Origin of the sequence: Agromyces agglutinans (assembly GCF_009647605.1) — a bacterium.
GTDB lineage: Bacteria > Actinomycetota > Actinomycetes > Actinomycetales > Microbacteriaceae > Agromyces > Agromyces agglutinans.
In genome coordinates this window covers 192,307-211,074 of the sequence record NZ_WJIF01000004.1, presented here as the reverse complement: position 1 = coordinate 211,074, position 18,768 = coordinate 192,307, and the positions used below count along the sequence as shown (strand labels likewise).

Genomic DNA, 18,768 nt, shown 5'->3' with positions numbered 1-18,768 from the left:
GCGCGCCGGCTGCACCATTCCGTCGAGCCATCGACCTCGCCGGGTACCCCCAAGAGGGTGCCACCCGTTTTGGGAGAAGAACCGGGCCGCTCGCGGGGCATAGCGTCAACGTGTCCCGTTACCAGATCTTCAGCAACCGTTCAGTGAATCGTGATCCCCGGCGCATTCGGGGATCTGCCCGCGATTCCCGCTCCCAGCGTGTATCGCCCCGTTACCCAGAGAACCCGAACGTGGAAACCCGATGGCTCTTCGCATGACACAGAGCGCCCGCTCGATCGTGAAGCTTCCGCCCGGGGTTACCGCAGCTGCCTCCCATGAGCTCGGTCCCGACGCCTGCTGATCCGGGCGACAACGCGCGCCTCGCGCCACCCGCGCGAGGTCGAGACGCCGCGGCCGCATCCCGCAGCACGCAGCTTCGCGGTACCACTGGTTCCAAGGCGCTTCAGCGCTACCGCGATCGCCTTCGATTCACCGACACAGTGCTCGTTGCCGCATCCGTGCTCGCCAGCGTGTGGATCCGCCTCCTCGTCGAGGGACCGGCGGTCGCCGAGGAACCGGCGCTCCAATACATCGGCGTGCCCGTGCTCATCGCGGCGATCTGGTCGATCGCCCTGACCGTATTCCGCACCCGCGATCCGCACGCGGCCGGCGCCGGAGCGACCGAGTACAAGCGGGTCGCGAATGCGACGGCGGCCGCCTTCGGCGTCCTCGCATTCCTCCTCCTTCTCATTGGCGCAGACTCCCCCCGCTGGTACTTCATCGTCGCCCTCCCCGCGGGCGGGGGCGCGCTCCTCCTGGCCCGTTGGCTCTGGCGCAAGTGGCTGCTGCACCAGCGAGTGCGCGGGCACTACCTCTCGCGCGCCATCGTGATCGGTACGCTCGCCGACGTTGGCTACGTCGTCCGCCAAGTCGAACGCAACACCGCGGCGGGCTTTCACGTCATCGGCGTCGTGTCCGATGACGCCCCGACCACCACGCTCGAACTCGGCGGTGCCGAGTTGCCTGTGCTCGCGAGCGTCGCCGACGCCGCGGGTGCCGCCACCGAGGCCCGCGCTGACGCGGTGATCGTCACCGGCGACCTCGGCTCCGACGGCGATCGGCTGCGACGCCTGGGATGGGATCTCGAGGGGACCAACACCGAGCTCGTCCTGTCATCGCGGCTCACTGACGTCGCGGGCCCGCGCATCCACTTCCGGCCCGTCGAGGGGCTACCTCTACTGCACGTCGAGATCCCCGTGTTCGACGGGGTTCGGCATGTGGCGAAGCGCGCGTTCGACGTGGTCTTCGCAGGCCTCGCACTGCTGCTGGTCGCACCGGTGATGCTCGTGGTCGCTATGGTGATCCGTCTCGACGACGGCGGCCCGATCTTCTTCCGCCAGACCCGATGCGGGCGCGACGGCCAGACGTTCGAGATGCTGAAGTTCCGGTCGATGTGCCTCGACGCAGAGGAGCGTCTCAGCGAACTCCGCGATCGCAATGAGGGCAACGGCCTGCTCTTCAAGGTGCGGGATGACCCTCGAGTGACCCGCATCGGCCGCATCCTTCGAGCGCACTCGCTCGACGAGCTTCCCCAGTTCTGGAACATCTTGATCGGTGAGATGAGCGTGGTGGGCCCACGCCCCCCGCTCGTCGCCGAGGCAGACGCATACGATGGCGTGGTCTCTCGCCGGCTCATGATCAAGCCCGGCCTCACCGGTCTCTGGCAGATCAGCGGACGCAGCGATCTGGATTGGGAGGAGAGCGTCCGGCTGGACCTCTACTACGTGGAGAACTGGTCGCTCACCGGTGATCTCATGATCATCTGGCGTACGGTGCGCAGTGTGCTCAAGCGCGACGGGGCGTACTGAGCGCATCGGCCGCGGGAAGCGACGCCGCTCGGATCGTACGCACGCTGCGCTCCCACGAGTACTCGCTCGCGACGCCGGCCACGCCCGCGGTCCCCCGCCGCGGGAGCCGCCGGATGCCGTCCGCGATCGCGACCGGGTCGCGCGGATCGACGAAGACCGCTCCCGCATCGCCGAGGATTTCGCGAAACACCGGGATGTCGCTGGCGAGCAGCGGTGCACCGAACGCCCTTGCCTCGAGGGTCGGCAGACCGAACCCCTCGTCGAGGCTCAGGAAGAGCAAACCGTCCGTGTGTGCGTAGAGCCACGCGAGCTCCCCGTCGTCGACGCGCCCGAGGAACCGGACCGCCCCCCGCCGGACGGCCTCTGCGACCCCCGAGGGAAGCTTCGCCGAGCGCCCGCCCGGTTCGCCGACGATCACGAGCGGTGACCGCGCGTCGACGACTCCGGAGGCCATCGAACCGAGTATCGCGTTGCCGAGGTTCTTGCGGGCGTTCAGCCGCCCGACCGCGAGGTGGAAGCCGACCACATCGTCGATGCCGTTGGGCCGGGTCAGCCGCGCATCGAGCAGACCGCTTCCCACGGCCAGCCCGACCGGCACGACGGGGCGAGCTCCCACGAAGCCGGCGATGCGCCGAGCTTCCGTGGCGGACGACGTGAAGATGATGCGGCTGAGACGCACGGTGGCCGGCATGAGTGCGAAGTAGCAGCGTTCCCGAAGCGTGAACCACTCGGGCGAGGTGAGGAACATGAAATCGTGGATGAACACGGCCGAACGCCCGAACCAGGGCGTGAAGTTGTGGGTCAGCGTGAGGTCGGCACCGACTCGGCGTGCCAGGAAGGGAAGTTCGAGGATCGCGCTGATCCCTTGCGGGGCGAACCTCGTGGTGACGACTGCCACACGGTCGGGAAGTTCTTCGCGAGCGAACGCCGCGTGCCTGCGCCGCACGGCCACGACCAGCTCGTCCTGCGGGAACACGGCTGCCCAGGCCAGGATGAACTCGCGCATCACCTGGCGATTCGAGACCGGGCCGACTCCCCACCAGAACCCGTCGAAGAGGACGCGCATACCCGACCTACACTGCGTGCTCTCGGACGAGGGCGACCGTCTCGGCGATGTGCCGCTTGGACGAAGCGCCGAAGACGATGGACTCGATGTTCGGCTGGGCGAAGATCCACTCGATCGCCTCGCCCGCCGGGATGGCGCCCGAGGCGAAAACAGACATGGCGACCGCGCGGAACGGCCGCTGCTCCAGCGCGTCGCGGTAGCTGTCCATGCCGCCGGACATCCGAAATCCGATCTTGTTGATGTTCGCGCACACGAGCGGGTTCGCGACACCCGCGCGATCGAGCGCGGGCAACAGCATCGGAAGGTTCATCGTGATGAAGCCGGGCTCAGCGTGGTATCGGCTCCGGGCGTGTTCGGCGAACATCGCGAAGGCGTCGACGAATCCGAGACCGAGGAGGAGGTCGGTCACGACATTCTGCAGCCAGATGACCGGCGTGCGCGTCCCGCGGAACATCGCCATCTCAGCGTCGATGAGGAGCGTGACGAGACCCTCGATGTCCTTGGTGGCGAGCGAGCGACCGCCTCGGACCATGGCGTTCATCGCGCCTTCCTCGGGGAGGAAGCGGCGGAGCGCACCGAGCATGCCGTGCTCGGTGACGGCGTCGGCGTACTTGTGCGCGTACGGCATGCACGGAAGGAAGGTGAAGTGGGCGTACCGATCGGGCTGTGCTCGCACGCGGTCCGTGATCTCGGCGATCCGATCGTGCGTTGTGCACATGAACGTGGTCACCCCGGAGTCGACCGCGTCATCGAGAACCGCCATGATCGCGTCCGCGTCCTGGAATCGCATCGCCTGCGCGCGAGCCCGTTCCTCCGACATGTGGTTCACACCGAAGAACTGATTGTCTCCGAAGATCACTCGGTCGAGCCGGTTCGCCGTAGTCGTGCCTGGGTGCTCGATGGTCATGCCCGCCTCCTGAGCAGCTGTCGTCGGCGCTTCGCCGGCACCGCTGGCGCAGGCGCGAAGGCGCCGGACGTGACCGAGGGCCCGGCCGCGGCATCCGCCGTCATCATCTCGATGATCCGGTCGGTCAGCATCGCGCTCGCGAAATCGTTCGCCGCCTCGACGTCGGGCTCGTAGATGCGCCTGATGAAATGGTCGAGTTGCGCGCTGTACTCCTCACCGCGGAGGTAGTACCACACCGGTTCGGTCAGCTCGGTCGTGTAGCGGACGTTCCAGCCGGTGTCATAACCGTCGATCGGCGGCGCGGTCGCGCGAAGGTACGTCTGCACCTCCTGCCGATCGGCTTGGATGCGGCCGGCGGTACCGATGACCGTGATCCTCGTCGTCATCTTCCGGAACGACTCGTCGGACCAGTTGACGGACACCTGTGCGGAGACCGCATCCTCGAAGAAGAGCGTGCTGAACACCTCGTCCTCGGTGTCGGCCGAGAAGACGCTGCCGAGCACGGTGCCGCCGACCCCGACGGGCGCGCCGGCATACCAGGTGAGCAGGTCGATCGGGTGGGCGGCATAGTCGTACAGCGCCCCTCCACCCTCGGTGCGCTGGGTACGCCAGGTCGAACCCTTGGGCCGCAGCACGACCGGCCCGTACGCCTCTGCGTGCAAGTGCGTGACCCGGCCGACCGCACCGAGGTCGAGCAATCGGCGCACCTCGCGGAAGGCGCCCACGAACCGGTTGTGATAGCCGACCTGCGTGACGAGCCCTCGCTCCGTTGCCAGACTCGCGAGTTCGGCGGACTCGGCCGAGGTCAAACACAGCGGCTTCTCGCAGAACACATGCAGTCCGCGCTCGAGCGCGGTGCGCACCATGGGTCCGTGGAACCGGGTCGGCGTGGCGATCAGCACGGCGTCGAGTTCGACGGCTTCGAGCATCCGCTCGTAGTCGCCGAACGTCACCAATCCCGTGTACTTCCCCAGCACGTCGAGGATGTAGCCGGTCGAGTCGACGACCGCTTCGACCGATACCTCGGGATGCGCGTTGATCATCGCGAGATGAGACAGCCCCATCTTCCCGAGCCCGACGACTCCGACCCTGATCATGCGCTGCCCTCCGTGATCGTCGACGGTGTGGGGATCGCCGATGCTGTGCCGGCGATCTCGCGCAGCAACACCTCGTACTGTCCGGCCACGCGCTCCCAGGTGAACTCCTCGGCGTGGCGGGCACGCGCCCGCACGCTGAGCGAGTTCCGCGTCGACGGGGAGGCGAGCAGTTCGTCGAGCCGATCGGCGGCCTCGTCCGGCGAGCCGAAGTAGAGCGCGCCGTCTCCGGCGACCCATCTGTTGTACGGGTTGTCGTGGGCGAGGACTGGGTTGCCGGCCGCCATCGCCTCCACGAGCGAGGGATTGGTGCCGCCGACGGTGTGCCCGTGCAGGTAGGCGACCGAGTGGAATCGGATCGCGGCGAGGGCGTCGGGGTCGTAGACCGGCCCGGGGAAGACGACCTCCGGGCCTGCGGCCGCCCTGACCTCGCGGTGGAAGGGATCGGCATCGGTGTACGTGCCGAGCACGGCCAGCCGGAACCCGCGGGGTCGCCGCGAGAAGGCGGTGACGAGCTCCAGGATCGAGTTCTCGGGGATCGGCCTGCAGACGATGGTCGCATACCCGCCGGGTTCGAGGCCGAGGGCGGTCACCGGGTCGGTCGGGGCGTCCGCGACCGCGTTCGCACCATAGGTGATCGTGTGCAGCTTGCTGCGCCGGGCCTTGCGGGCGAGGTATTCCTCGATGACCGGGTGGTCGGCGATGAGCGCGTCGCCCACCCAGCAGGCGATCCGCTCGTTCACGTAGAGGATGGCCTGTCGCGGCCACCCCCATCGCGCACGCGACCACTCGATGCCGTCCATGTTGATGACGTTTCGGATGCCCAGCACGCGTTGCACGACGTTGAACACCGCGGTGTTGTACCCGAAGGTGAGGCAGACGTCGCGATGGCGGGCGGCGTGCCCGATCGACCGGAGGTCGAAGAGGGATGTTCCCAGCCATCCATCGCGCGCGACGGGAATGGTCACCCGCTCGATGCCGTTCCACACGTCCTCGACGATCGCGCCATCGCCGTTGGCCTGGCAGTAGACCACCGGACGCCAACCGGCGTCGCGCAGATGGAGCGCGACGTTCTCGGCCGCCGTCTCGAACCCGCCGTAGCCCGCAGGGATTCCGTGCGTTCCGAGGATGCGCACGATCGGGCGACGATCGGCGGCATCGAGTCGGGCGTGCATCGGGATCTCCATCGTCCGAAGCGTCGGCAGGGTCACGGGCGTCCGGGGACCACCTTCGGAAGGTGCCGAAAGTCTGACATGACGCCCGCGCGCCCCACGCCCCCCAAACCGAGGGGTGCAGGGGCGGGCACCGTGGGACCGCGTCACCCCCCTGACTGGGGACTGTGACGCACGGACGGCGGCTCCTACAGTCGAGGGATCATCCCGGTGTGATGTCGTCGCGTATTCCGAAGACCCGAATCAGGAGACGTTCGCATGACCACCAGAGTCGGTTACGCCGCCGGGGCGTTCGACCTCTTCCACGTCGGACACCTCAATATCCTCAAGCACGCCAAAAGCCGCTGCGACTACCTGATCGCAGGCGTCGTCAGCGACGAGATGCTGGAACTCACGAAGCAGCGTCGACCCGTCGTGCCGCTTGCCGAGCGCATGGAGATCGTCCGTCACATCTCCTTCGTCGACGACGTGCACGCCGAGGTGGTGCCCGACAAGCTCGAGACGTGGCGAAAGCTCGGATTCGACCTCTTCTTCAAGGGCGACGACTGGCGCGACACCGAGCGCGGGCGCCACCTCGAGCGGGAGTTCGCCGCAGTCGGCGTCGAGGTCGTCTACTTCCCGTACACGGTCCACACCTCGAGCACCGCTCTGCGTCGAGCGCTGGATCTCCTCACCGCGGAGACATCGCTCGCCGTCCCCGCTCGCGAGCAGTCCGAGTGAGTTCCGTCGATCTCGACGGGTCAACCGGATACCGAAGCGCCGCCGAGGAAATTCGCCACTTGGGCGTGGAATGCGAGTACGTCCTGACGAACGGACCGCAGCATCGACCGGTGGGCGGCGTCGCGGCGGCCGTGCCGGTCGGGCGTGTCCCACGGATCCGACCCACGGCTCCAGCCGTACCGCGACCGCGGAACGGCCAGGAGGCCGCGCTGCGCGTGGAGCAGTGCCGCGTAGTGAGCGAGGTCGGCTCCCGCCGGCTCCGCCCCCCTGCGTGCCGCTTCACCCAGGGCGATCGCCTCGCGCAGCATGAACGTGCGCGCCCTCGCGTCGGGCGCGGTCTTCGCCACGATCCCGCGCTCTTGGCCGGTTGCGACGATGATGAGCCCCTGGCCCGAGAGATCGATCCGGTCGAGCGGCGTCGACCGGTGCGAGGCCGCGGCCTCGGCACCGCCGTCGACCTCCTGCATCATCTCCCGAGCAACGACGCAGATCTCGCGACCCGGGCTCACGGCAACGCCGCTGCTCGAGATCGACCACTCCCCGCCGACGCCGGCAGCACGTGCGGCCTTCCCGAATACGAAGGCCATATAGGGCGAACGACAGACGTTCGCCTCGCAGACGAACACGAGGCTGTGGTTCACTCGGTCTCGTCCTTTCTCGACGGTTCGGCGATGATGGGGGAATCGTGCCCACGCCCGACCGGCCGGGATGAGAGCGGATCATGACGCTTCACGACTACATCACCGCCCTTCGCAAGCACTGGATCGCGATCGTCCTGCTGGCCCTGGTCGGGGCGGGCGCCGCGTACGGATACTCCCGAGTGCTCCCGGAACAATATCGCGCGGAAGCGTCGGTCATGGTCATCCCGGTTCGCGGCGACAACACGAGCGAGCTCGTCCAGGGTGCGAACTACGTGCAGAACCTCGTGCAGACGTACACGATCCTCGCCACCTCGCCGCGCGTGCTGCAGGCGGTGATCGACGACGTCGGACTCGACGAGACCGCGAACCGGCTCGCCCGGCGCGTCAGCGCCGAGGCGCCGCTGAACACCGTGGTGATCGACCTCAGCGCGACCGACACCAGCCCCGAGGGTGCACAGCGGACGGCCGACGCCATGGCCGAGCAACTCGCGGTCGCGGTGGCCGACCTGTCGCCCGAGGGGGCCGACAGCCGGCCCGCGGTGCGTGTGGAGACGATCGCACCCGCCCGAGTGCCCACTGTGCCGGTCGCCCCCAACACGCGCCTCAACGTGATACTCGGGTTCGTCGCAGGCGCGGCGCTGGGCGTGGCGTACGCGCTCATCCGAACGAAGTTCGGCACGAGGCTCGCCTCGGTCGACGACATCGCCGATGTGACGGACCTCCCCGTGATCGGCTCAGTTGCAGGCACCGGCGACCAGCGCCCGATCGCGGCCCACCTGCGCTCGAACCCTGCCGGTCGCGTCGCGGAGTCCCTGCGCCACGTGACGGCCGGGTTCAAGTTCGTCGACCTCGACCATTCCCACCGCGTCATCCTGGTGACCTCCGGCTCGTCGGCTGAGGGGAAGACGTCGCTCGCCCTCGGCCTCGCGCTCTCCCTTGCAGAAATCGGGCACCGCACGTTGTACGTCGAGGCCGACCTTCGGCGGCCCAGTGCCTCCCAGTACACCGGCCTCGACAGCCAGGTCGGCCTCACCACGGTGACGATCGGCTCAACGACCCTCGATGAGGCCGTACAGGGATGGGCACACGCCGATCTCGACCTACTGCTCAGCGGCGAGCTTCCGCCGAACACCGTGCAACTGCTTTCCAGCGATCGGCTGCAACAGGTCCTCGTCACCGCCCGCGAGGCGTACGACTACGTGATCGTCGATTCGGCGCCGGTGCTCACCGTCAGCGACGCGCTCTGGGTCGCCCCGGCGACCGACGGCGTGTTGTTCGTCGTCAGGGCGAATCGCACGCGTCGCAGCGAGCTCGAGCGGTCGCTCCGTGCCCTCGAGAGCACCCACATCCCCGTTCTCGGCCTCGTCCTGAACGACGTCCGCCTCCCGGCCCGCAGCCCGTATTACTCGACCGAGCCGGCCGAGCGCAAGGCGAGCCGGCTCCGCCCGCGGCGTCTGACGAGCCCGTCCGCGACCGACGGCTAGGCCACACCGTGAACTCGCTGCTGGCCCTGGGCGCGAAGGCCGCGACCATGTGCGTGGCGCTCATCTGCGGCATCCTCACCACCCGCCTCATCCTCGGCGACGCCGGCGTCGAGGCGTACGCGTTGTTCACCCTGCTGGCGTCGCTCCCGTCGCTCCTGGCGTTCACCGACCTCGGCGCGGGAGCCGTGGTCGTCAACAGCGTGGCGACGAGCGACGACATCCGCACCGATCGCACGGTGCTCGCGCAGCTCACCACCGTCGGCCGGATCCTGTTGGGATTCGCGGGGGCGACGATGGCGGTGAACCTCACCATGCTCCTCACCGGCGCGTGGTCGCTGGTCCTCGGCTCGGCCGGAGACCTGCCGCAGGCGAGTCTCGCGGCGTTCTTCTGCGTCATGGTGTTCGCGTTCGGCGTGCCGGTCGGCATCTGGGTGCGCATCATGCTCGGCCTACGACGCAATCACATCACCATCCTCCTGCAGGGACTCCTGTCTCCGCTCACGCTCCTGGGCGTGTGGCTGATCCTCCAGAGCGACGCGGAGGCTGCCGACTCGTTCATCGCGATCGCATCATTCACGGCATCCTTGTTCGTCAGCGTCATCGGTCTGCTCATCACCGCGCGCCTCACGAGGCCGCTCGTAAACCGTGCGGCCTCGCGCGTGCTTCTCCCCGGGAGGTTCCCGGGGTCGCGTGTCATGGACGTGGGCTGGCCGATGCTCGCCCAGTTGATCACGTACCCGATCGCCGTCTCATCCCACAGATTCGTCCTCGCGCAGTGGGGCACCCCGGCGGAGGTCGCCGAGTACGGCGTGGCCGGGCAGGTGTTCTTCGCACTCAACGGCCTCGTGATGGCAGCCGGGGTGGCCCTCTGGCCACTCTTCGCGAATCGCCGCCACAAGGGTGAACTCAAGCGGGGCCCATTCGCGCTCTCAGCGGTGTTCGCGACGTGCGTCGGCGTAGCCACGGGCGTCCTGTGGATGGCGGGCCCGTGGATCTTCGGATTCATCACCGACGGCGAGCTCGACGTCGCGCGGGCCACGATCGCCGCATTCGGGGCGATGATCGGCCTGATCGCCGCGGTGTACCCGCTCGGCATGTTCATCATGGACAAGCCAGGGATCCGCTTCCAGGTGATTCCGACCCTGACGATGGCGATCTGCAGCCTCGGACTGGGGATCCTGCTCGCGGGCCCCCTCGGTACAGCGGGTCCTCCGCTCGGCACCGCGGTCGCCGTGGCCGTGTGCCAGGTGGTGCCGTTCTCGATCTATATCGTGCGCCACCGCGACCGTCTTCTCGGCCGCGAAGCCGCAACAGCCGATGCACCGGATGAGCGTCATGGTGCGAGCGTCTGAGGCCCTCATGGACCGCGCACCGGTCGTGGTTCCCCTCATCGCCGCTGCCGGGATGGCGGTGCGGTACCAGGTGGCCGGCGGTGTGAGCGTCTGCCTGCTGATCGCGATCGTCCTCGCGCCCGTGTGGATCGGATCGCTGCGGGCGTATCGCGGGATGCGGGTGTTCGTGCTTCTGGGCGTCGGCGCGGCGATCTGGGGCACTCTGGGCAGCCTCCTCGATCCGGTGCGGACCTTCAGCGCGTCGCTGTTCGTCGTCGAGACATCCACGTTCCTCGCGATGGTGGGAGCGGTGGGCACACTGCTCTGGGCACGGCAGTGCGTCGGCAGCAGTTGGATGGTGATCGCTTTCGCGATCGGGGGGTTGGTGAACGTCGCCCTCACCGGCGGCAATCCCGTCAACCTCTGGAAGTACTCCCTCTCCATCCCGATCACGCTTCTCGTCGTCGCGCTCGCCGAGCACTTCGGGGGTCGGATCGCCGAGATCGCGGCCGTGGCGGCGATCGCGGTCATCTCCGGCCTCAACGACTCGCGTTCGTTCACCGCCTTCCTCCTGCTGGCCCTCATGATCGCGGTGTGGCAGCTCACAGGGCGGCGGGAAGGAGCCGCAGCGAAGCCGTTGCGGGTGCTCATCGGCGCCGGACTGTTGGGGCTCGCCGTGTTCAACCTGATCCAGGCGCTGCTCCTCGAGGGCGTCCTCGGATCGGCGAGTCAACAACGCAGCCAGGCGCAGATGGATGCGACCGGCTCGCTCATCACGGGGGGCCGGCCCGAGATGGGGGCATCGTTCGCACTGCTCGTGCGACAGCCGTGGGGCTATGGCGCCGGTTCGCTCCCCACGTCGACGGATGTCTGGGTGGCCAAGTCCGGGATGAGCGAGCTGAACTACGATCCGAACAACGGGTACGTCGAGGTGTTCATGTTCGGCGGCCGGTTCGAAGTGCACTCCGTGCTCGGCGACCTCTGGCTCAGGTTCGGCCCGCTCGGAGCGGCGGTCGCGATCTTCATCTGCGTCTACGCCGTGATGGCGGTCGCGAAGCACGTCTCACTGAGGTCGGCGAGCGCGGTCCTGGTGCTGCTGACCGTGCTGACGCTCTGGGACACCCTGTTCTCGCCGTTCCTGAGCTCGTACCGCACGATGGCCTTGGTGCTCGCGTTGGCGGCGGCACCCGTGCTCGATCGCCTTCCGATCGCGGATACCGCGTCGCCGAGTCCCCGGTTTCTCGCACGGTTGACGGGAGGCCCGCCGTCCGTCTGAGTCACGTCACCCGGTGAGCGGGCGAGCGGAGAGGCTCTGGAACTCGCTCGCATCGGGTGGTACCCGTCCGCCGAGCAGCAGCCAGTCGGTGATCAGGCAGTATCGCGCGACGTAGTCCTGTTGCGTCAGCCCCCGCTCGATGAGGCCAGCGGGATCCGCCGGCTGGAAACCCTGCTCTACACCGGCGTGGATGGCCTCGGCGAGCGCTGTCGGGTCCCCGGGTTCGACGTAGCGGGCGTCGCGACCGCCGTACTCCTCGATGCCGCCGGCGCGCGTGGTGATGATGCGTCGACCTGCAGCGATCGCCTCGATGAGACTCGTCGCTCCGGAGGCGTGCGCATTCGGGCGCAGCGGGAGCACCACGACGGATGCGCGCGAGTAGAGCAACTCGAGCTCCGCGCGCCCGGCCGCTGGTCGGACCTCGACGTTCTCCGGCCACGCCACGCGGGCAGCAGCGGCCGCGCTGGTGGCGACCCGGAAGGAAAGGTGCGGCAGGCGGCGTGCCGCGTCGGCCAGGGTCGCCCAATCGCGGTGCCGGTCGTTGCCGACCGCGAGCACGAGATCGCCATCCGCGGCCGTCGGTTCGAACGGGTTCGCCGAACCGAACGGAACGAGCACGACCGGGCGCCCGGAAACGGTTCGCGCGACCGCGAGGTTCACCCGGCTGTGCACGGCCTCGATGTCGTTGGTCCGGAGCAACCATGCGGTGAATCTCCGCCGACTCCGTGAAAGCTCGGGCCACGCGTCCCAGAGCCAGATCGTCTGCGCGATCACTTTCGCGCGCCGGCGCCGGGAACGCATTCGGTGCATTGCCGCGACCGCGAGATGCTCGCGCTCGGTGTGCGTCCAGATCACGTCAGCGGCAGCGAGCATCCGGCGGTTCCGCCAGGCGTGCACGACATCGAATCCGAGCCGAGCCGCGAGGCTGCGGCGGATCCGGCGGGCACGTGCGCCCTCTGCATGCGACTGAGACCAGGCGAGTTCGAACCGCGAAGCAGCGAGGTCGTAGCCGTACGGCGTGCGATCGAGCACCTCGCCCCGCTCGAACCGCTCGATCCAGCGACTCGCGTCCTGCTCGTACGCGAGCAGGACGGCGATGCGAGGTCGCCCGGTCGGCTCCGACGTCACTGCGGGATGACCACCCGCAGGTTGTCGTACGACAGGCGCGTGGTCGGCACCGTCGACACCGAACTCAGTGCCGACTTGATCCCGATCGTTCCAGCGGCCTGCAGGCCCGCTGTCGAGTCGCTGCCCTGAAGCTGCCAGGCCGGTTCGGGTGAGCCGTTGCGCCACACCTTTCCCTTGACGGTCGTCGGATTGGTCCCGGAGACCTCGACACGGACGTTGAGGATTTCGCCGGGAACGTACGCACCGGGAAGCACGTAACTGCCGCCGCCGAGCGCAACCTCGTCACGCAAGATGTACAGGCGGATGATGCCGTTGGGCTCCAGCCGCACACGTCCCGAATAGGTGGCCGTGCCGACCTGCCGGCCGATGACGGTCGCACTCGCCGTGCCGCCCACGGACGCGACGTCCGAGGAGAACTGCACATCGATGGTGGCGGCTGCCTGCGAGACGCCCGAGAGCCGTCCCTCCCGCGTATGGGAGGGTATGAGCGACACGATCCCGGAGCCGTTCGCGACGGAGAACGCCGCAGCCCCCCCGAGCGCCGTCCACGCGCCGCCCGTGTCGGCCGAACCCCATCCTCCGGAGACGGTCCTGCCGAACGCATCCTGTGCGAGCACGGTCGGGGGCGGCACGTCGGTCACGGTCACGTCGATCGCGACGGAGTCGGTCGCCCCGTCGTCATCCGTGACGGTGAGCTCGACGTCGTAGGTTCCAGCGGCGGCGTACTCGTGAGTCGGCGCAGCGCCGGCGCCGGTCGAACCGTCGCCGAAGTCCCAGGCGTAGCCGACGACCGAGCCGTCGGGGTCGCTCGAGGTGGCGCCGTCGAACGCGACCATGCGACCCGACGCGAGCTGCGTGAAGGCCGCGGTCGGGGCCTCGTTGGGCGGCGGCGGCGCGGTCACCGTCACATCGACGGACTTGGCCGCGGTCGCGCCGTCATCGTCGGTCACCGTCAGCGTGACGGCGTACGTGCCCGCCGCGCCATAGGTGTGCGAAGCCGAGGCGCCCGACGCGGTCGCGCCGTCGCCGAAGGTCCAAGCGTGGTCGACCACGCTCCCGTCCCCGTCGCTCGCAACCGACGTGAAGGCCGCGTCGAGGTGTTCGGTGGTGACCGTGAAGTCGGCGGTCGGCGGCTGGTTCGGGGTCACGCCGATGCCGAGGTCCCGGTGCTGCGCGACCTGCACCGCGCTGAGCGGTGCCGGGTACACGGCGACCTCGTCGACCGTCCCCTTGAACCAGGGATCGCCGTCCCAGCCGTTGTCGCCGCCGACCCGCCAGAAGCCCGTGTAGTCCTGCGCCACGGTGTTCGGATGGGTCCCGGCCAACACGCCGTCGACGTAGAGCTCCATCCCGTTCGGGGACATCTGCGCGACGATGTGGTGCCATTGGTTGTCGTTGTACGACTGCGGAGTCTGGATCACCTGAGCCGCACCCGTCCAGACACCGAAGTTCAAGCGCCCATCGGGGTTCATGTAGACGTGCCGGTCGTAGCTCTCGCTGAGCCCGGTACGCGACGACCCGAATCCGACGATCTTGCCGCCCGTGGTCGTGCTCGTCTTGACCCAGGTCTCGATCGCGAACGTCGTCGGGTTCGCATACGAGCGGGAGCTCGCGACCAGGGCGGTGGTCCAGGTGCCGAAGATGTTCTTCGACGGGTTGAACCGTGCCGCAGCGTTGGACACGCCGGCGAGCGCACCAGCCTGGTTCTTGACGACCTGACCCGCGTACGTCGCGGACGACCCGTCAGGCCCCGTGTCGGCGGCGGTGGAGCCCGACGTCTCGCCGAGTCGCCAGTACAGCGAGGGTCCGAGGTCGAACACCGCTTTGCCGTAGGCATCGGCGGGCGCGGCCGGAAGCGTCGAGGTGCGGCCGGACGCGACCCAATGGGCGTCGACCTCTGCCCGCTTGAGTGGAACCTGGTAGACGGCCACGTTGCCGATCGTGCCGTTCAGGTACTGGTTGCCGACGTTCGGCCACCCGCCGAGGTTGTCGCCGCCGATGCGCCAGTATCCCGAATAGGCCTGCCCGGAGGTGGTGTCCGCGCGGGCGCCGACACGGCGGCCATCGACGTAGAGCTCCTGGCCGCCGGGGCTCAGGGTGCCCACGACCTGATGCCAGTCGCCGTCGTTGTAACCGGTGTCGCTCTGCACGACGCGCACCGCTCCCGGATGGACACCGAACGAGATGCGGCCGCTTCCATCGATGTAGATGTGCCGGTCGTAATTGCCGGACGTCCCGCTGTTGCGGTCGCCGAAGCCGACGATCTTGCCGCCCGAGCTGCTCGTCGTCCGGAACCACGCCTCAACCGAGAACGTGTTCGGTCCGACCTCGCTCACCCGCGTCGCCGCGAAGCTGTCGGAGCCGGTGAACCGGGTCGCATTGCCACCCGTGATCGGACCCGCCTGCCCCCTGGTCGCGTTGGCGGTGGTGACGACGTCATTGCCGGTCGCCCAGTCGTAGCCTGCGGTTCCGCTCGCCTCGTTGAGCGGCCAGTAGTAGGTCGGTTCGTCGCCGAGGATGGCGTCGTCGAGCGGCGTGCTGCTGCCCTCGTTCGCCACCGTCACGGCGGTCCAGTCGCTCACGGTCGAATTCCCGGATGGATCGGTCGCGCGTACCCGGTACTCGTAGGTTTGGCCGGGCGTGACATCGGTATCGGTGTGACTCATGAGCTCGCGGACCCAGTAGGTCGACGAGACCTCCTTCGTCACGAGCGGCGCGGAGACGTTCCGCTTGAACAGCTCGTATTTCAGGACGGCGTTGTCCGCGTCGTGGTTCGCGCGCCAGGAGATGCGCGCCGCACCGGCTCGGAACGAGGTGGTCGTGACCTCCCACTGCCCACCTTGGATCGTGGGTCCGGTCTTGTTGGTCGCGACGTCCTTCTTCGCGAATCGCACGAGACCCTGTTGACGGATGCCGTTGATGCCGGTGAACTCGCCTCCGTAGAAGACGTACCGCGAGTTCGCGGTGACATCCCAGCCGGCCTGCCCGATGCCGGTCGCCGAACCGGTGAACCACGTCGGGTACCAGTGCAGCAGCTTGCCCGCGGTGTTGCCGGTGAAGCTGCGATAGCCCCAGATGTCGGGGGTGATCGCGCGGGTCGAGGGCTCCTTGGCGAAGGCCAGCGCGTGGTTCAGGTACCACGGGTCGAGCTGCGGGAACTCGCCGATGTTGCCGCAATAGTGGCTGTGCCCGGCCTTGTACACCACGTCGCCCTGCGGGAAGACCGAGTACGTGTCGCCGTGGCAGTCCTCCATCCAGACCATCGAGCCATCGGACCAGCTCGCACGGAACGAGCCTTCGAAGTCGTCTTCCGTCTTGCTACCGCCGAAGTCGTAACCGCTGCCGTACACGCTGTCGCCGTCGGAAGCGAGCGAGTAGATGGCCGCGTTGTTGCCGCCGTTGCGGATGACGCTGTTGATCGCCCAGGGAAGCGATGCGCCCGTGGCCGCGTCGAGTGCGGCGAGGCCGCGTCCTGGGTTCGTGGAGCCGTTCGTCGACGTGAAGGAGCCGCCGATGACGACTTTCGCCTGATCAGGCGAGACGACCACCGCGCGTGCGCCGTAGCCGCCCGCGAGCACCGGGTTGAACGGCAGCAGCGCGCCGGTCGAGGCGCTGACCGCGGCCACTCGCGTGCGGGCGACGTTGTTGACGTTCGTGAACTCGCCGACGAGGTACACGGTCGAAGCGGTCGCCACGATGTCGTTCACCAGGGCATTGGTTCCCGGGCGCCAGTTGGCGACGAGGGTGCCCGTCGCCGTATCGAACGCCGCGAGACGGTAGCGGGTCTCGCCCGCGATCGAGGTGAACGTACCGGCGACGTAGAGCCGGCTGCCGTCGGGCGACAGGGCCGTGCCGAGCACGCGCCCGTTGGGGCTCGGATTCCAGCCGGTGAGGGCGCCGGTTTCCGCGTTGTACGCGAGGAGATTGTTCCGCGCAGTCTCGTTCGTTCCGGCCGCAGCACCGGCGGGCCGGGCCTTCGTGAACTGGCCGCCGGCGTAGACGGTGGTCGCGCTGGCCGTCTGGGTCCAGACGACGCCGTCGATCTGCGCCGTGGGCAGCGGATCGGCGCTCACGGTCTCGGGCCCCTGGCCCACAGGCGGCGCGGTGTCGGCCTGCGCCGGCGCAGCCGCGACTGCCGTGCTGAAGAGGCCCGCGAGCACGACCGCTACGGCGGCGACGAAGACGCGCCGGCCTCGACGGGAGCCGGATGCCGGTTCGATGGGTTCCTGCTGCGTTGCCACGGTTGCCCCCGCGTCGTCGGCCGAGGCATCGCACATGGGCGTGAGTGCCTCGGGATTGTACTCACTGCGTCACAGGGTAGGACTCGCTGCTCCCGGCGGCACCCCCCACATCAAGGGGCATCCGAAGGCACCGAGCGGGTCAGGTGGTCATCCGACCGCGCCGCTGAAGACCACGGTCGGTACGGATGCCCCGTAGTCGACGGTGATCGTCACGTCGCCGCGTTCGTCGATCGGGATGGTGAAGATCCGGACGCCGGTGCCCGTCTCACCCGGCTGCAGGACCCCCTCGAACGGCACCGACCCCGGGAGGGTGACCGTGCCGGCAGGAATCCGGTCCGGACCCGCGTAGGCATTCGCCACCGTGAAGCCGAGATCCAGTGGCTGGTCGGAGCCATTGGTCACTGCGATGGTCACACGGATCGCCGGACCCGAGAGCTCGCCGGCACTGACCGCTTCACCCTCGACCGATTCGATGCGTTCCAGCTTCACACGGACGCCGTCCTCCCCGACGGCCTCCTCGTCGGGCGGGATCGGGTCGAGCTCCTCGGGCACCGGGACGTCCGCTGGCGGCGGCTCCTCCGTCGCGCCGGGAGTCGCACCCCCCGCGGTACCCGGTGATGGTGAGGGAATGGCGACCGTGGCACTCGCGCTCGGGCCCGCCGCCTCGCCGCCGCCGCCCGCGATTGCGGCCCAGATGATGCCGCCGGCGACGAGCAGGACGACGACGCCGGCCACCGCAGCGACGATCGGCCAGGTGCGTGGCCGCGGCCGTGTGGTGTCTTCCTCGTCGCTCACGTCGTCGCCTTTCGATGTGTCGTGGACGGAGTGTACTGCCCTGCGCGCAACGGTGACCCCGCGAGGGCCGCATCGGCGATCCGTCGACCGTCCCGCAGGCCCCGCCAGGCCGCACGAATCGGCGCGACCGGACGCAGGAACTGCCGGCGCCCGCCGCGCAGGAGCACGGCCCGAGCGGCCCGCACCGAAGAGCGCTGCCACGACCGGACGGCGGCGGCATCGAGGTGCCGGGCCGCGTAGAGCATCCGATTCCGGATATTGAAGTAGTAGTAGAGCTCGGACTTCGCCTGAGACCGGTGCTCACCGTCGCGCTGCGTTCCGCCCTCATCGTGGATCGCGACGGCGTCATGGACGACGCGGAGGCGTCCACCGGCATCGGTCACGCGCCGCGAGAAATCGACGTCTTCCCAGTACAGGAAGTACTCATCATCGAAGCCGCCACTGGCCTTCCAGACCTCGGCCGTCACCAGCAGGCACGCACCGCTCAGCCACTCCACTACGTGGTCGTCAGGAAACTCGGCGCGACGCCGCGGAGATCGGATCGTGCCGTCGGCGACCACGAGGTCGAGCCCGGCGAACCAGGTCTTTCCATCCGGATCGACGACCCGCGGCGACACGAGCGACATGCGATCGTCGGTGACCGCGCGGCGCAGGGCGCGAACCGCCTCCGCGTCGATCCGAGCGTCGGGGTTCAGCACGAGAATCTCGGCTGCCCCGCTGTCGAACGCGCGGGCCGCACCGAGATTGACCCCGCCTCCGAAACCGAGGTTCGACGGCGCGTCCACGATGTCCCAGCCGTGCCGGGCCGCGAGGGCGTGCACGCGCTCACGTTCGGCCCGCGTCGTCGGGTTGTCGACGACGATCACCGGGCCCGATCCGGCCATGTCCGCGAGGTTCGCCTCGAGCAAACGCGACGACCCGTAATTGACCACGACGGTCGCCATAGATTCCGAGCGCTGCATCCCTGCCTCCGACGCGAGGCTAGCCGCTCGCATCGACGCTGGGAACCGAAACCCCCGCGAACGTGGGGTACGCACGCCCTTCGAAGCAGCGATCGCGATCATTA

14 protein-coding genes are annotated in these 18,768 nt (G+C 68.6%); 5 read left to right on the top strand and 9 right to left on the bottom strand.

Annotated features, from left to right (window positions below):
- Positions 1-314 precede the first annotated feature (314 nt).
- A complete protein-coding gene (locus tag GE115_RS09520) occupies positions 315-1,847 on the top strand; it encodes a sugar transferase (RefSeq protein ID WP_153684556.1) in 1,533 nt (510 codons plus the stop codon).
- Here GE115_RS09520 and GE115_RS09515 read toward each other — a convergent pair.
- From GE115_RS09515 to GE115_RS09500, 4 genes are read right to left on the bottom strand one after another with little or no spacing between them, the layout of a single operon-like run.
- Positions 1,825-2,913 (bottom strand): glycosyltransferase family 4 protein, encoded by a 1,089-nt coding sequence (locus GE115_RS09515; RefSeq protein WP_153684555.1) that lies wholly within the window; start codon positions 2,911-2,913, stop codon positions 1,825-1,827. The genes GE115_RS09520 and GE115_RS09515 overlap by 23 nt on opposite strands.
- A 7-nt stretch (positions 2,914-2,920) precedes the next feature.
- On the bottom strand, positions 2,921-3,820 hold the full coding sequence (locus GE115_RS09510) for a hypothetical protein (protein ID WP_153684554.1): 900 nt from the start codon (positions 3,818-3,820) through the stop codon (positions 2,921-2,923).
- A complete protein-coding gene (locus GE115_RS09505; protein ID WP_153684553.1) occupies positions 3,817-4,917 on the bottom strand; it encodes a Gfo/Idh/MocA family protein in 1,101 nt (366 codons plus the stop codon). Before GE115_RS09505 ends, GE115_RS09510 begins: the two co-directional genes overlap by 4 nt.
- Positions 4,914-6,101, bottom strand: a complete 1,188-nt coding sequence (locus GE115_RS09500) for a DUF1972 domain-containing protein (RefSeq protein WP_153684552.1) — start codon at positions 6,099-6,101, stop codon at positions 4,914-4,916. The genes GE115_RS09505 and GE115_RS09500 overlap by 4 nt, the downstream gene beginning before the upstream one ends.
- 243 nt (positions 6,102-6,344) lie before the next feature.
- Here GE115_RS09500 and GE115_RS09495 point away from each other — a divergent pair, with 243 nt between their 5' ends.
- The gene (locus GE115_RS09495) at positions 6,345-6,806 is read left to right on the top strand and encodes an FAD synthase family protein (RefSeq protein ID WP_153684551.1); all 462 of its coding nucleotides are present in this window, start codon (positions 6,345-6,347) and stop codon (positions 6,804-6,806) included.
- A gap of 20 nt (positions 6,807-6,826) precedes the next feature.
- Here the strand turns inward: GE115_RS09495 and GE115_RS09490 are convergent, their stop codons facing one another.
- Entirely contained in the window at positions 6,827-7,447 is a 621-nt protein-coding gene (locus GE115_RS09490; RefSeq protein ID WP_153684550.1) for an arsenate reductase/protein-tyrosine-phosphatase family protein, read from the bottom strand.
- Between the two features lie 80 nt (positions 7,448-7,527).
- Here GE115_RS09490 and GE115_RS09485 point away from each other — a divergent pair, with 80 nt between their 5' ends.
- From GE115_RS09485 to GE115_RS09475, 3 genes are read left to right on the top strand one after another with little or no spacing between them, the layout of a single operon-like run.
- Complete coding sequence (locus GE115_RS09485; protein WP_153684549.1) at positions 7,528-8,931, top strand: tyrosine-protein kinase domain-containing protein; 1,404 nt, start codon at positions 7,528-7,530, stop codon at positions 8,929-8,931.
- An 8-nt stretch (positions 8,932-8,939) separates the two neighbouring features.
- The gene (locus tag GE115_RS09480; protein WP_153684548.1) at positions 8,940-10,283 is read left to right on the top strand and encodes an MATE family efflux transporter; all 1,344 of its coding nucleotides are present in this window, start codon (positions 8,940-8,942) and stop codon (positions 10,281-10,283) included.
- On the top strand, positions 10,267-11,538 hold the full coding sequence (locus tag GE115_RS09475) for a hypothetical protein (RefSeq protein ID WP_153684547.1): 1,272 nt from the start codon (positions 10,267-10,269) through the stop codon (positions 11,536-11,538). The genes GE115_RS09480 and GE115_RS09475 overlap by 17 nt, the downstream gene beginning before the upstream one ends.
- A gap of 6 nt (positions 11,539-11,544) precedes the next feature.
- Here the strand turns inward: GE115_RS09475 and GE115_RS09470 are convergent, their stop codons facing one another.
- The 4 genes from GE115_RS09470 to GE115_RS09455 all read right to left on the bottom strand — a co-directional run bounded on the left by GE115_RS09470 (position 11,545) and on the right by GE115_RS09455 (position 18,664).
- Positions 11,545-12,666, bottom strand: a complete 1,122-nt coding sequence (locus tag GE115_RS09470; protein ID WP_153684546.1) for a glycosyltransferase — start codon at positions 12,664-12,666, stop codon at positions 11,545-11,547.
- Positions 12,663-16,943: a LamG-like jellyroll fold domain-containing protein gene (locus tag GE115_RS09465; RefSeq protein WP_153684545.1), complete on the bottom strand. Its 4,281-nt coding sequence runs from the start codon at positions 16,941-16,943 to the stop codon at positions 12,663-12,665. The genes GE115_RS09470 and GE115_RS09465 overlap by 4 nt, the downstream gene beginning before the upstream one ends.
- Before the next feature lie 111 nt (positions 16,944-17,054).
- Positions 17,055-17,702 carry a hypothetical protein gene (locus GE115_RS09460; protein WP_153684544.1) on the bottom strand — a complete coding sequence of 216 codons (648 nt, stop codon included), beginning with the start codon at positions 17,700-17,702 and terminating at the stop codon, positions 17,055-17,057.
- Entirely contained in the window at positions 17,699-18,664 is a 966-nt protein-coding gene (locus GE115_RS09455; RefSeq protein ID WP_153684543.1) for a glycosyltransferase family 2 protein, read from the bottom strand. The genes GE115_RS09460 and GE115_RS09455 overlap by 4 nt, the downstream gene beginning before the upstream one ends.
- Between the last annotated feature and the right edge of the window lie 104 nt (positions 18,665-18,768).

What these genes read in the sequence shown, in the direction of transcription:
- GE115_RS09520 (WP_153684556.1), top strand. Translation starts at nt 315, where the DNA reads ATGAGCTCGGTCCCGACGCCTGCTGATCCGGGCGACAACGCGCGCCTC.
- GE115_RS09515 (WP_153684555.1), bottom strand. Translation starts at nt 2,913, where the DNA reads ATGCGCGTCCTCTTCGACGGGTTCTGGTGGGGAGTCGGCCCGGTCTCG.
- GE115_RS09510 (WP_153684554.1), bottom strand. Translation starts at nt 3,820, where the DNA reads ATGACCATCGAGCACCCAGGCACGACTACGGCGAACCGGCTCGACCGA.
- GE115_RS09505 (WP_153684553.1), bottom strand. Translation starts at nt 4,917, where the DNA reads ATGATCAGGGTCGGAGTCGTCGGGCTCGGGAAGATGGGGCTGTCTCAT.
- GE115_RS09500 (WP_153684552.1), bottom strand. Translation starts at nt 6,101, where the DNA reads ATGGAGATCCCGATGCACGCCCGACTCGATGCCGCCGATCGTCGCCCG.
- GE115_RS09495 (WP_153684551.1), top strand. Translation starts at nt 6,345, where the DNA reads ATGACCACCAGAGTCGGTTACGCCGCCGGGGCGTTCGACCTCTTCCAC.
- GE115_RS09485 (WP_153684549.1), top strand. Translation starts at nt 7,528, where the DNA reads ATGACGCTTCACGACTACATCACCGCCCTTCGCAAGCACTGGATCGCG.
- GE115_RS09475 (WP_153684547.1), top strand. Translation starts at nt 10,267, where the DNA reads ATGGTGCGAGCGTCTGAGGCCCTCATGGACCGCGCACCGGTCGTGGTT.
- GE115_RS09465 (WP_153684545.1), bottom strand. Translation starts at nt 16,943, where the DNA reads ATGTGCGATGCCTCGGCCGACGACGCGGGGGCAACCGTGGCAACGCAG.
- GE115_RS09455 (WP_153684543.1), bottom strand. Translation starts at nt 18,664, where the DNA reads ATGCAGCGCTCGGAATCTATGGCGACCGTCGTGGTCAATTACGGGTCG.